This window comes from Asticcacaulis solisilvae, from assembly GCF_052327315.1.
GTDB lineage: Bacteria > Pseudomonadota > Alphaproteobacteria > Caulobacterales > Caulobacteraceae > Asticcacaulis > Asticcacaulis solisilvae_B.
The window spans coordinates 244,805-260,165 of sequence record NZ_CP166197.1; the positions used below are offsets into that span (position 1 = coordinate 244,805).

General features: G+C 61.0%; 3 protein-coding genes. All 3 read left to right on the forward strand.

All coding sequences use genetic code 11. The features are described from left to right. The first annotated feature begins 99 nt into the window (after positions 1–99). The 3 genes from AB8717_RS20310 to AB8717_RS20320 are packed head-to-tail and all read left to right on the forward strand — an operon-like array spanning position 100 to position 15,304. Positions 100–14,607, forward strand: a complete 14,508-nt coding sequence (locus AB8717_RS20310; RefSeq protein ID WP_443751343.1) for a hypothetical protein — start codon at positions 100–102, stop codon at positions 14,605–14,607. Positions 14,608–14,639: 32 nt separating this feature from the next. Further along, positions 14,640–14,891, forward strand: coding sequence for a hypothetical protein (locus AB8717_RS20315; RefSeq protein WP_443751344.1), 252 nt, complete (start codon positions 14,640–14,642; stop codon positions 14,889–14,891). Continuing rightward, positions 14,891–15,304, forward strand: a complete 414-nt coding sequence (locus AB8717_RS20320) for an Imm70 family immunity protein (protein WP_443751345.1) — start codon at positions 14,891–14,893, stop codon at positions 15,302–15,304. Before AB8717_RS20315 ends, AB8717_RS20320 begins: the two co-directional genes overlap by 1 nt. Positions 15,305–15,361 lie beyond the last annotated feature (57 nt).

The window sequence follows — 15,361 nt, forward strand, 5'->3', positions numbered from 1 at the left end:
TTTCAGGCTCTGATCGCTAAACAAAATCCGGAAACGGCCGATTGAGTTCTGTGAAGTACAAGAAGGTCCGGCGTGGAGCTTCAGGTTCAGGGGGCTCATATGGTCGCGATCGTCACGGGCAGTGGACAAGGTCTGGTCAAATCGTCTTTGTCGGTGCTGGGCAGCCAGGGCGAGATCGGGACCTCCAAGCTGGGGCAGAACGGCAGCGACGTGATCGTCAATGCCGCCAACGGCAACCTTGTCATCCAGAGCCAGGACGAGATGCTGTTCGGCGTCGGGCTCGACGACGCCATCATCGATACCTACAACAGCCAGAGCACTCTGACCGCGAACGGCTGGCAGGAAAATTACCAGCGCAAGGTGGGCGGGCTGACCGGCACGGTCAACACCTCCGGCAGCACGATCACGCACACAACCGCGGACGGCAGCGCCGTCGTCTATACCTATGACACGACGTCTGGCGTCTATATCGGCAACGAGATGGGCGGCGCCTATGATACGCTGTCGTACAACAGCTCCACCAGCAAGTGGTACTGGCAGGACGGCAAGACCCGCACCGTCGATACCTACGACAACGCCAATGGCGGACGGCTGATCCAGTCGACGGATGCATCCAACAATTCCCTGGTCTACACCTATACCGGTTCGCAGCTTACGAAGATCACCACGGCGAACGGCGACTATACCAGCTTCGTCTATACAGGATCGCTGCTGACCTCGATTGTCACCAGCTATACCAACGCCTCGGGACTGCAGACGGAAACTCGGGTGCGTTACGGCTATGATGGATTGAACCGGCTGACCACCGTTACGACTGACCTTAGCCCCAACGACAATTCGGTCAGCGACGGCAAGACCTACGTCACGACCTACACCTATATCAACAGCAGCAACCTTATCGGGACGATCAGCGAGAGCGACGGCACCAGCCTGGCGATTTCCTATGATGGCTCAGGACGTGTCGCCAGCCTTACGCAGACGACGGCTTCGGGCGTCACCAATGCCAGCTATCTGACCTACGGCACCGGGCGGACGATGGTCACCGACCAGCAGGGGAATGCCACCACCCTGGTCTACGATAGTAATAGCCGGCTTGTTCAGCTGATTCCGCCTTCGTCATCGCCTGAGCCAGGGATGCTGTTTGCTTACGATGCCAATGGCAATCTGACCTACAGTGGCTCGGTCGGCGATCCCAACTTTACCAGCCTCACCACGAACTGGAGCGAAAGCAGCGATCCCGGCGTCACGACAACGCAAACGACCGAGATCGACGGGAGTGCAGACGTCTATCGCCGGACGACAACGACGACGACGCCGCCCGCAAATTGGGTCATGAGGCTGGGGCAGCAGGGCGCCGCGCTGGCAGCCGTCGCGCAGGGCCAAAACATTCAGTTCAGTGTCTACACGGCCAGTGCGCATGTAAGCGCGATGAACCTGTGCGTTCTCTGGCGTGATGCCAGCGGCGCCGCCTTTGCAGGCGATGTCGTCGGCACGATCGTCCCGGGCGGAACGCTGGATGCCAACGGTTTGTCCGCCGCTACGTTCACAAGCGGAACATTAATGCCTCGGGCGGGCGCCGCTTATGCGGAACTGTATGTCTACGCCGTCGCCGATGGAACAGGACCCGTGAGCGTAGCCATTGCCCAGCCAACGGTCATTACCGTGGGAGGGACCAGCGGCGACGCCAACTTCACCAACATCACTCAAAACTGGAGCGATCTGGGGACCAGCAATAACACTGTCGCGACGACGCAATCGACGGAGGTGGATGGCGGTATCAACGTCTATCGTCGCCAGACCACATCCACTCCGGCGTCCGGCTGGAAAATGAACCTCGGACAGGGGACGCAAACCCTTACCGCCGTTGTTCCCGATCAGGTCGTTGCCTTGAGTGCCTTTACGGCGAGCACCGGGGCCAGCGGAGTCAGCCTCTATGCGTCATGGTTTACCGCCAACGGGACATTTATCAGCAGCACTCTGATCAGTACGATCGGCTCCGGCGGGACCCTTGGGGCCAGCGGCCTTTCGACAGCCAATTATGGATATGGCACAGTTCGGGTTCCCGCGGGTGCATATCAGGTAGAGCTGGCCGTCCAGGCGACCGCCGATGGCAGCGGACCGCTGAATGTGGCGATCGCTCGACCGTCCGTAACAGCCATCTCGTCTATAAACACAACCCCTGCGCCTTCCTACGTCTACACCTACGACTCCAACGGCAATCGGGTGTCGATGACAGACGGCTTAGGGAACCGGACGACGTACGCCTACACCGGCAACCAGCTTGTTTCAAAGACCGAGGCGGCCAATTCGTCGGCGCCGCTGATCACACGCTACGTCTACGATTCCGCCAGCCGCCTGCTCTATACGATCAGCCCGGCCGGCGACGTGACGCAGTACCTCTACAATACCAACGGGACGCAGAAGAGCACCATCCGCTATACCGGCAATGTCTATACGACGGCCGGCACGCCGACATCGGCGACGATGGACAGCTGGGTTTCGTCCGCCGGCGTCGATAAGACTCAGACGCAGCGCACCGATACGACCTACGATGCGCGAGGTCTTGTGGCGACGGTGACGGCTTACGGCCAGACCGACAGCAGCGGCAACGGTGTCTCGTCAACCGCCAGCACGACGACCTATGTCTATGACCAGGCGGGCCTGCTGACCAGCAAGAAGCTGTCGAGTTCGTCGGCGACCGAGGCCTATGTCTATGACGGCCTTGGCCGCACGCTCAGCGCCACCGACTATAACAACAATCTCACCCAGACCATCTATACGAATACGGCATCAGGCCTGCAGGCAGCGGTGACCCTGGCCAACGGCACGATCAGGACATCGACCTACGACAAGGCCGGCGAACTGATCAGCGTCACGGACACCACCAGCGGCGGCGGCCTGACCGCGACCACGACCTATGCCTACGATTCGGTCGGAAACCTCATCCGCACGACCGATCCGACCGGCCTATCGACCTATTACGTCTACGACACGCTTGGCCGCAAGGTCGCCGATGTGGCGGCGGACGGCGCGATCGTCACCTATGCCTACAATGCCAACGGCCAGGTGGTCAGCACGACAGCCTACGCAACGAAGCTGACGGCAGCACAATTGTCGCTGCTGGCCAATGAGAGCGCGAGCTCAGCGCCGGTCAGGTTGCCCGGCATTACGCCGGCCACCTCGGCGAGCGACCGCTGGAGTTGGACCGTCTACGACGCCGCCGGGCGCCGGGTCGAGGATATCGACGCTCAGGGTGCGGTCACAGCCTATAAATATGATGCCGCCAACCGTTTGATCGCGACGACGGCCTACGCCACTCTTCTGTCCGTGGCGGGCTTCAAAACCATGGCACCGACGGCCATCGTCCTGCCGGCGGCCGATGCCGCCCATGACCGCACGACGCGCACCTTCTACAACAACGACGGCCAGGTGGTCGCCACCCTCGACGCAGAAGGTTACCTTACAGAGGTCGTCTACGATGCCGGCGGCCGCAAGGTCCGGACGATTGCCCACGCCACCCAGACCCAGTCTTCGGACTGGGCGAGCGGCACGCTGGCCCAGTTGCAGGCCGAAGCGACGACATCTTCAGACGATATCTACCACTGGTGGGTCTATGACGGTCGCGGCCTGTTGCGGGCCGAGATCGATGGCGAGGGCAACACCACGCGCTACGACGGTTATACGGCGGCGGGCAACGTCGGAACGGTCACCAGGGGGCAGGTGATCAGCACCGCCACCCTGATCGCGACCCCGCCGACCTATGCCGGCCTGCCGGCGCCGTCAGGCACGCTCGAGATCACCAGCCTGACCTACGACCAATATGGCCACGTCCTGACGAAGAGCGTGACGCTGACGGGCGGGGCGGTCGAGACGACGACCTACACCTACGACAACACGTACAACCTGATCAGCCAAGCCACGGCGAGTTCGAGCTCCGCTTCGGGCGGGGCGGACGGCCGCACATCGACGATCAAGTACGACGGCCTGGGACGCAAGATCGCCGAGCTGACGGGACGAGGATCGGCGGCACTGGCGGCACTGGGGGCGAATCCCACACAGGCGCAGATCGACAGCATATGGGCCGGCAGCCAGATCAGCTATGGGTATGACGTGGCGGGACGCCTGATCAGCCGGACCGATTCCGACAGTCGCCGGACGCTGTTCTACTACGATGCCGACGGACGCCTGACCTACCAGATCGACGGGACGGGCGGGGTCACGCAGTACGGCTACGACACCTTCGGCGAGAAAAGCGACACCGTTTCCTACACCGCCAAGGTGGCCCTTTCGGGATTGACGGGGGGCGCCATAACCCCGGCGCTGACCGCGTCGATTGCCGCGATTGCGAGCGCTACCGACAACCGCATCCACGTCGATTATAACGTCACCGGGACGGTGGCCGATACGGTCGATGCGCTCAGCGCCACGACAACCTATGGCTACGATGCCTTCGGGGACGCAACCAGCCAGATCGATCCCTTGTCCGCCGGCATTACGACCCAGACGAACAAGACCTATAACCGTCGGGGCCTGCTGAAGACTTCAACGGCCGATGTCGGCGGGCTCGCACTGCTTACAACCTACGACTACGACGCTTTCGGGCGGACACGGCAGGTCACTGATCCGCAAAGCAATGTCGAGGCCTGGACCTATTTCCGCACCGGACAGGTCAAGACGGACACCGATGGCCTCAACAAGGCGACCAGCTACACATACGATAGCTTCGGCCATGTGAAGACGGTCAGCGACAGAAACGGCAAGCAGACGACCTATAGCTACAGTCTGTTCGACCGCCAGATCACGGTCACGGATCAGAACACCATCGTCACGACGACGACGAAGAACGCCTACGGCCAGACGGTGAAGATCGTCGACGGCACGGGCGCGATCACCACCTGGGACTACGATGCCGACGGCAATCTGTACAAGACGACCGATGCCAACGGGAATGTCGTCACGCGCGACTACAGCAGCGCCGATGTAATGACCAGGGTGGTCGACGCCCGCGGCATCACGACCAGCTATGCCTACGACGCGGCGGCACGGGTGTATTCCCAGACCGTGGACAGCGCATCGGGCGGGCTGGCGTTGACCACCACCTGGGCCTTCGACGGCAAGGGCCAGACGGTGACCGTTACCGACCCTGCCAATATCGTCACCAAATACGACTACGACGCTGATGGTCATAAGCTTCACCAATACGTCGATTACGGCACAGGCCGACTGAACCTGACGACGGCCTGGACCTATGACCTGGCCGGCCGGACCGTCACCCAGACCTCGCCGGCCGGCAGCGTCACGCGCTACACCTATGACGCCGCCGACCGCCTGGCCTATGTCATCGACCCGATGGGCGGGGTCACCGGCTACAACTACGACAACGACGGACGGGTGACACGTACGCAGCAATATGCGGTGAAATTCACCAATTCCGGCGCCCAGACATACGCGCAGATGCAGGCCTGGGGGGCCGCGAACGCCTCGGGCAGTCTCAACAGCTCGACCCACTACGACGCCGACGGCCGGGCGGACTATACGATCGATCCCGCTAACTCTGTCGTCGGCTATAGCTACGACAACGAGGGCCGCGTCCTGCAAGAGGTTCGCTACCCGGCCGGAACGTCGGTTCCGCCCCCGACGTCGTCCCCGCTGCCCACCGGTTCGGAAGTTACGCGCTACGCCTATGATGACGGCGGGCGCAAGGCCTTCGTCATCGACGCCATGGGCGCGGTAACGGGATACACCTACGACAATGACGGACGGATAACGCGGACGCAGCAGTTCGCCGTGGCGAACGGCAATACGGGCGTGCAGACCCTGGACCAGATGAAGACCTGGGCCAGCGCCAACGGCTCCGGCAGTCTCAACACCTGGACGTATTACGACGCCGCCGGACGCGTCAGCTATACGATCGATCCCGACAACTATATCACGGGCTACACTTACGATAATAACGACCGCGTCGTGCAACAGGTCCGGTATCCGACGGGAACGTCGGCGTCGCCCTTACCGGCGACGCCCCCGGCCGGGTCCGAAGTGATCCGCTATGCCTACGACGCCGCCGGGCGCAAAGCCTTCGTCATCGATCCCGCGGGTGCGGTGACCGGCTACACCTACGATGGCGAGGGTAATGTCACGAAAGCGGTCCAGTACGCCGCTGTGAATACCTCGACAGGCGCCCAGAGCCAGGCGCAGATGCAGGCGTGGTTGAGCGCCAATAGCAACGCCATTGCCAATGACGGCAATAACCGGACGACGACGAATACCTATGATACGGCAGGCCGTCTGGCGACGACGACCGATGCGGCGGGCTATGTCACAGGCTATACCTACGACCTCGACGATCGTGTGGTGCGCGAAGTCCACTATGCCCTGGGGACGGTGGCGACGTCGCTGCCTGAGCCGCCGCCGTCAACCGCTGTGGTCACCAATATCGCCTACGACGCCGCGGGCCGCAAAGCCTTCGTCATCGATCCCGCCGGCGCCGTGACGGGCTATACGTACGATATCTTCGGCCGCGTCACACAGACCGTGCGCTATGCGACGACGAACGCGATAACCTCTGTCCAGTCTCTGGCGACGATGAATACGTGGGCCTCGGCGCACGCATCCGATACCGGCAACCGGACGACGTCGGCCCATTATGACAACAATGGGCGCATGGATATCAGCACCGACGCCCTCGGCTACCAGACCAAATACACTTACGACATCGACGGCCGCGTCAAGACCAAGACGCAGTACGCCGACCTGACCGGGACCAGTTCGCGGGTTACGTCGTACACCTACGACCTCATGGGCCGGCTGACAGACGTCGCCGATCCGATCGCCACCACGCACAACGTCTACGACACCTTCGGGCGCCTCAGTACGACCACAGCGGCATACGGCACGTCCGATGCGGCGACGACGAAATATGGCTATGACAACGATGGCCGGTTGACGTCGACAACCGTCGCCTATGGCACGAGCGAGGCCGTACAGACGTCGATCAGCTATTATGCGCAGGGCTGGGTCTACCAAAAGACAGATGGGCGGAGCAACTCCGTCACCTATACCTACGACAATGCTGGGCGCGTGCTGACGACGGTCGACGGCACGAACGCCGTCACGACCAATACCTATAATGCGTTTGGCGAGGTGACCTCGGTCAAGGATCCCAACAACAAGACCGGCTATTTCTATTACGACAACCGCGGCCAGCAGACCATGGCTGTCGACGCGATGGGCTATGTCACCGAAAAGACCTATGACATCAACGGCAAGGTCTTGAGCGTGATCCGCTATGCCGGCAAGGCGACCGTGACTTCGGTCAACGATCCTAAGCCGACCATGAGCTTCAATGCGCAAACCGACAACAAGACTTCGTTCACCTACTATAACGACGGCAGTCTGAAGACCTCGGTCGATGGCAATGGCAACCAGACGGCCTATACCTATACCGCCTTCGGCGAACAGGCATCGGTGCAGAACGCGTTGGGCGCGACGACCTACTCTTATTACGACCTGCGCGGGCAACTGAAGCAGCAGGACGTCCCGGGATCGACGGCCACGCCAGGCCTGGCAACCCTTACCACCAAGTACGACTACGACGCCTTCGGCAACCGGTCGCGCATGTACGAGGCCTGGGGCACGACGCAGCAGCGGACCACCACCTACATCTATGACGCCGAAGACCATCTGACCCAGCAAACCGGCGACACGGTAACCGTGACGACGGCCATGGGAGCGACTTCGACCGTGACGCCGACGCAGAACTTTACCTACGACAAGCGCGGAAACCAGACCTCGGCACAGGACGCCAACGGCAACACCACCTACTCTTATTACGACCACCAGAACCGGAAAGTCGGTCAGGTCGACGCGCTGAAATACCTGACAACCTGGATTTATGATGCGGCGAACAATGTCCAATACCAATTGGCCTATCAGACGGCTGTGACGGGCACGATCACGACCGCTTCGCAGCCATCACCGGCCGATGGGCTGTACCGCCAGACCACCTACCTCTACGACAACGACAATCGCCGGACGGATACACAGGTCCTGGGTGTGGTCAACGGCGCCTGGGACACGACGAGCGGCGCCTGGAAGGCGGCCGCGTCGACGACCCTGACGACGCATACGCAATACGACGCGGACGGCAATGCCGTCATGACGGTCGACGCCAACGGCAACAAGTCCTATGCCTGGTACGACAACATCGGCCGCAAGACCGACGAGGTCGATGCCGCCGGCTATATGACGAGCTACGTGCTCGACGCCGAAGGCAATGTGGTGTCGCAGACGCAGTACGCCACGGTCTTAGGCACGACCGTCATGAGCGGGCTGACCGCCGGCGGCGCCAAGCCCGCGGCCCCCGCCACCAGCGGCGACGATCGCACGACGACCTACACGTACGACCACAACGGCCAGCGCAAGACCGAGGCGCGTGGCGGGCTGACCTACTCCGCGGTCGACTCGACTACCGGCGCGTTGTCGACAACGACCAACGGCGTCGCCACCGTGGCCTTCGAATACAATGCCCTCGGCGAGGTGACCAAGAAGACCGAGGCGACCAATGATATCACCAGCTATATCTACGACAAGATGGGGCGCCTCTCGCAGGTGATAACGGCCGACGCCACCACAGCCAAGCTGGTGACGACGACCACCTATGATGCGCTCGGCAACGTTCTGACCAGTTCGGCCAACGATGTGCAATCCGGAACGACGCACACCACGACGTACCAGTACGACTATACGCAAGGCGGACGCCTGAAGACAAAGACCGATGCGGCGTTGACCGTGGTCAACTACGGCTATGACGCCAACGGCAACACGACGTTCCAGTCGTGGACGCGCACCTTGTCGGACACGACGACGAAGGTGAATGAAGCCACCGGTACGGTCTACGACGCCAAGGGGCAGGTGACATCGACGTTCAAACTGTCGAAGCCGGCATCGGCCTGGGTGGTCGGCGACACGACGACCGACGCCTATTACGACGCCTATGGCGAGGTGGTGGCGCGCGGCACCAATACCGGCGGCGCGCTCAACAAGGCGCAGGAGTTCGCGGACTTCGACGCGGCGGGACGCGTTTGGCGCAGCAATTCCGACGGCGGGGCCACAAAGGTTTATGGCTACGACGCCAACGGCAACGTTACCCTGCAAATGCAGAGCCTGGGCGTCACCGACCTGCGCAGCGTCACCAACCTGGCCGGCGCGGTGGCGGCCAGCGGGACGGCCAGCACTATCAATCTTTACGACGGCCGCAACGAACTGACCACGGTCAAGAAGCCGAACGCCCTGACCAGCAATGGCACCAATGTCAGCGTCAGCGACGTCACGGTTTCGCCGAACTCGATCAATGTCATCCAGACGGACGGCGGCGGCAGTTCGACCTCCAGCTACACCACGGATATCCAGATTCAGTTGAGTTCGCCCAGCATTACGCAGGTGCCCGGCGCCGGCAAGATCCACGTGCTGATCAATTCGAGCGGAACCATTGGCGACAGCAACACCTATAGCTATAGCTTTGACCAGGATGCAGGCTCGGTCCGCCTTGGCAGTACCGAGAGGATAACCTATCCGCCATCCACCACCACGCAGGGATACTGGTACACGGTCACCGTGACACAGACCGTCGGCTCGTCGACCGTGACGCTTTTGGACGGGCAGACCCGGTACTATATCAGCGGCGCGGCCAACGCTCCGGTAACAAACACGACCCCTGCCGGATCGAACCTGCAGATCCAGGGCGTGGACGCCCTGGCGACGACCTTGCAGGTCTATGCCCGCCAGTCGGGATCGGGCAACTACACGCTGGTTGGCACGACATCGCTCTACGACGCAAACGGCAATCCGATCTCCGGCGGGTTCACCTGCAATTTCAACCAGGCCCCCTTCAGCACCGCAACCGGGAACTGGGATCTCGTCTACCAGGCCACCGATGCGTCCGGCCGGATTTGCGAAGCCAAGAGCGGCGTGCTCAATTTCGCCAGCGCCGGCGCCACCCCGACGATCGCGACCGCCTTCAGCAGCCGGGCCGCCTTTACCGCGGCGGCCAGCGGCGCCCAGTGGCAGCTCAATACCAACGCCGCGCCTAAGGCCTATGTCGACAGCACCCAGGCCTTTACCGCCTTTGGAGATATCCAAAGCCAGACGGACGCCAACGGAAACACCACGCAATTCTACTACGACGTCCTCGGCGACCTTATCCAGAAGACCGCCGCGAGCGTGACCAGCGTCAGCGAAACCGGTGCCGCCTCGACTGTAAATCCGACGGACTATTACTACTACGACCGGTCCGGCCGCCAGGTCGGTCACAAGGATGCCAACGGCAACCTGACGACCCAGACGCTCCAGGCGGGAACGGGATATGACGGCAACGCCGCCTTGACGGTCAAGCAGTTCAATCCCGACACGGGCGTCGTCACCAATGCCTACGACGCCTTCGGCAACCTGACCGACGCCACGGACGCGCTCGGCGCACTCACCCACAACACCTATGACGGCGACAATCGTCTGACCAGCGTCAAGCACGCTGTCCGCAGCGACGGCACCTATCTGCTCGACACCTATGTCTACGACGAACTGAACGAGCGTACCCGTCACACGAACAATGCGCAGTCGGGCGCCGAGACGACCGATTACGACCTGCAAGGGCGGGTCAGCAAGACCGTGACCTTCGGCAGCCAGATCACGAGCTACGGCTATGCGTGGACGGCGGGGACGGCGACGACGCGGGTGACGGCCGGCCAGACGGACGACGGGCACTGGACCCGCACGACGAATGCGTGGGGGCAGGTGGCGTCTTATGTCAGCGACTATTTCAGCAAGGTGCTGAGCAGTTCGGACTTCGGGGCGCATGCGACCAGCTTCACCTACGACAAGGCGGCGCGGGTGACGGTGCAGCAGAACACGACCGGCGGCGGCGAGGTCGACTACACCTATACCGTGGCGGGCCAGGTGGCGACGATTGTCGACACCTCGCACCGCGACTATGCGTCGGACCCATATTCGGTGTCGCAGTCGGACACGACGGCGGCGGCCGTGGTGACGATGAAGTCGGTCTATGCCTACGACAACGACGGCAACCGCGTGCGCGAGACCTATTTCAAGACGGGGACGACGTCGACCTTCACGGAAAACGCGGGGATCAGCTACGACGCGCTGAACCGTGTGACGGAATACAAGGACGGCAAGAGCGACATCGTCTATACCTACGACGCCAACGGCAACCGCCGCAGCGTCAAGAGTTCCTACACGATCCGCGGCGGCACGACGTCCTCGACGGACTGGTACAAGTACGACAGCATGAACCGCTTCGTGCTGACGGGCGGTTCGCTTTCGGCCGGGGTTATCAGCGGCGGGGTGGTCATTGAGTACGACGTTGACGGCCAGCGGCATTCGGCGACCTATGCCAGTGACGGTCACCGAGAGGTCTATCAGTACAGCGCCGACGGCTATGTGACGGGCCTCACCATAGCGACCATGAGCAACGGCTCGCTGGGGGCGGCGGTGCAGCGCGTGACGCGGACGAACGACCTGTTGGGCCGCAACACCGACTACGTCGAAAATAACGCCGACGGCTCGACGCTTGAGACGCGGCACATGAGCTATGACGGCGACGGGCGGGTGACGGACGAAACGGACTATACCTACGGCACCGAGAACGGCACGGCGGTCACCTATAAGAGCGTGATCCACAACGACTACAAGCTGTTGAACGGCAGCACCTACACGGGCCAGGACATCGGGGTGATCACGCACTCCAAGTCCGACCAGTACAAGGGAACCACCTCTCAGCCCTCGACCGAGACGACGTACAGCTATGCCTGGTGGACCTCGGCCAAGACGGCGACGGTGACGGCGACGGGGCAGACGACGGGCAATTCCGTCTATTCGTACGACGGCGACGGCTTCCTGTACGAGCTTCAGGACACGGGGGTGAACCGGAAGATCTTCTACCAGACCGACATGGCGGGGCAGGTGGTGTCGCGGCGGGAATGGTACGTGTCGGCGCAGACGGGCAACTACACCGGCGGCGCGGGGCGCGACTTCTTCTACCTGGGCGAACACGCGATCGGGGATGTGGGCACGGACAGCCTGTCCGACCGGATCGACTATGCGCAGCAGCTGGCCAACGACAAGGCCAGCTCGACCACGGTGACGCAGGCGTGGACGACGTTCGACTACACGACGCCGGCGGGCAACCTGGCGGGCAATATCGACATCAATTACGAGGCGTACAATGCCGCCACGCTCGACCAGTCGACATCGAGCTTCACGGCGCTGGGCGGGGAAAGCCTGCAGGACGTGGCGCAGAACCTGTGGGGGGATTCCAGCCTGTGGTACATCCTGGCGGATGCCAACGGGCTGTATGCCGATACGACGCTGAGCGCCGGGCAGACCCTGCGCATCCCGGCCAAGCCGGCCAATGTCCATAACAACGCTTCGACCTTCAAGGTGTACGACCCCGCCGACACCATGGGCAACACCAAGCCCACCCAGCCGCAGCCGCCGCAGCGCGCCAGCGGCTGCGGGTTCGTCGGGGACGTCATCGCGATGGTGGTGTCCTATGTCGTTCGCGCGGTGACGTGGATGTTGCCGCCCGAGCTTTCGGCGGGACTGGCCGATGCTTCGCGCCAGGGCGTCGAGATTCTCGTCGGCAACCAGAAGAAGTTCAACTGGACCGAGGTCAAGGCCGCCATGACGACGGCTGGGATACTGGATGGCTTGTCGCTCCCGCAGACACCCGGCGATGCCGCGGGCGCGGCTCAGAACGCCGCGGGCGACTGGGCGGCCGTGGCCCAGGGCGCAGCCGCCAGTGTTATCCAGCAGGGCGTCAACATGGCCTACGGGCTTCAGAAGAAGTTCGACTGGACGGCGGTTGCGGTTTCGGGCGCGGGCGCCGGGGCCGCGAAGCTGGCGGAAGACTGGGGACAAGACAATATCGACGGCGGGATCTTCAACAAGGACGGAACCCTGACCCCGGTAGGGCGGGGGCTTGTGGGCACTGCCGCCTTCCTTGCCCAGACCACGACGCAGATGATCCTGACGCACGACAGCTTCGGCAAGAGCGCGATGGCGCAATTACCGGAAGCGATCGGCAGTACCATCGGCGGGATGATCGGGGATGGTATCAAGCAAAGCCAGTTCGAGGAACAGGGCGGAAGCGATACTGTTCAAAAAGCTCCTTCCGATGCGAAGTCTAGTGACGATCCAGAAACGTCTGATCCTCTTGCGGGTCTCGCCAGCACCATGGAAAGCGTTTACGATCCTGGCGATCGCCCTGGTGATGGGACGCCAATAGATCATAGTTTCGATTATGCCGGACCAGGAGCACCTGACGGACGGCAACTTAAGAACGGAGTTTGGGTGTACGGTGAAGGGACGCAACAGCTAAAGGCTGTAAATAGTAATGGCGACACTATTCTATACAACGTCGGAAGAGGCGGCGTCACGCTCATAGCCGATGAGAATGGAGCTCACTATTATTTCAATGGTACGAATACTGTAGGAAGGTCGGCCAGCGCTTTCCCGGACTGGTTCTTGAATTCGGAATCAGCCGTACGACGAGATGAAACCGTATCCTTGGATCCCGAAGTCGTTGTGCGCGGAACGAGAGCTCCTCTTCAGACCTATAATATTTCACTGGGTGCTCAAGACGGAGCAAACATTGAAACACGACTGCCGGTCATTCCGGCTACCAATTCATATAGCTCTGAAATGGTAGAAGGCGACGTCGAGCCGACCGGACTTTGGGCAACGGTAGTAAGAGACTACCAGGAGCCAGCAATACAATCTCTCGCGCTCTATTACAGCTCGGCCGCAGCCTGGAGGTCGGCCTACACAGCCGCCTGGACGACGCCCAACCTAAGCACGATTGGCCATGCAGGCGTTCAATTGGCTAGATCGACCGTGGGCGAAACCGCAGGCACGGTTGGCTATCTTTTGTCTGCGTTTTCCGGAGCCATTAACGTAGTTACCAAGCCAATGGCTCGCGGCATCGACTATGGTTTCCGCGCCATCGGAATGCCGGCGCAAAGATACGTGTATGATAGCTGGCGTAGCGGTCATTACGAGGAGATGTCTCATGAGGAAGGCACAAATGCCACAAACAATGACATAAACTTGGCAATGGTACTCGCCATGCCCGCTCGTGGCGCCACGGCGTTAACTTCCGAGCCGGCGGTGGCTGAAGTTCCCTTAGCCGCAGACAGTGCAGTACCGGTGCAGTTGGAAGCTGGTACTGCCTACGAAGCTGATAGGCTTTCGCAGTTGGGTCTTCCAAAGAATACTAAGCTTTGGCGGCCGACGCAGGCTGACATGGACAGTTCGGCATTCAAAGTCATTGTAGGTGATGTGAAATACACGTCCACCGGAAAGCCCGTTGGAACGATCTTCGACTCCACAGAAGGTGGGTATCTTGAGGTCAAGGGCGGAACGGACACGTTGGAATCGACATACCAGCTTCGCTTGCAAACTTACTTCTCGTATAAGCCACCTTCCGGATTTGAGCCGGGACCGTTTACGATCGAGACGGCGCGGCCGGTGAACCCGACGTTCCAGAATTGGCTCGATAGGTGGGGTGTGACCGTGAAGACGCCGTCAAAGCCTTAGCCTGAATATTACTCAGCCCATTGGAGTGGAAAATGAATTTTAAAATGACTAAACAGCAAGTCGCGCGGGGTGCGCGACCTGATGGTGAAACGTTTGAAAAGCTTGTACTTATAAAGAAGGTTTCCGAGTTGCGAGCCACCTACCAAATACGCCTTTTAGCCTATCGTGCTGTTCAAGAGCAGAAGAAGCTTGTCATCGACGTTCCCAAGGAATGCAAAGTGCATGCTGACCTGAAGGCTCTCGCCAAAGAATATCCCCGCAACATAAGCTTCGTGAGAAACTGATGGGCTTGTATCTGACAATATTCGACAATGGCGACGAACTGGATGGCGTGGAGGTCGGCGCCTACTCGGATTTCAGCATCTTCCGAAATGCTGTGGTTAAAGAGCTGGAAGATGGAGTTGCTGGCTCGAAATACCCTACGCTGATTCTACATTCCGACTGTGATGGTAAGTGGTCCCCAGAGGAATCCGCTCAGCTGGAAAAAGAGCTTGAGACGATCAGCGATGAGTTCCGTCATCGGCCACCGATCTCGTTGAGCTCAGACTGGCAGAAGCAGGTAGCGAAGAGCTTTGGGCTGAGGATCAATAGCCTGTATGACTGTTTCTTCGATGTGGATGGCGAGCCGCTCCTCGATCGTCTGATCAATCTGGCGAGGCTTAGCCAAAGTCGCAACCTGCCGATCATCTTTCAATAAAGCCAACCGCGTGGGGCCGGCGCCGACGTTTACTGCCGTCGATATGGAGGCGTGCCT

Coding starts and splice junctions, on each gene's coding strand:
- AB8717_RS20310 (WP_443751343.1), top strand. CDS start 100: ATGGTCGCGATCGTCACGGGCAGTGGACAAGGTCTGGTCAAATCGTCT.
- AB8717_RS20315 (WP_443751344.1), top strand. CDS start 14,640: ATGAATTTTAAAATGACTAAACAGCAAGTCGCGCGGGGTGCGCGACCT.
- AB8717_RS20320 (WP_443751345.1), top strand. CDS start 14,891: ATGGGCTTGTATCTGACAATATTCGACAATGGCGACGAACTGGATGGC.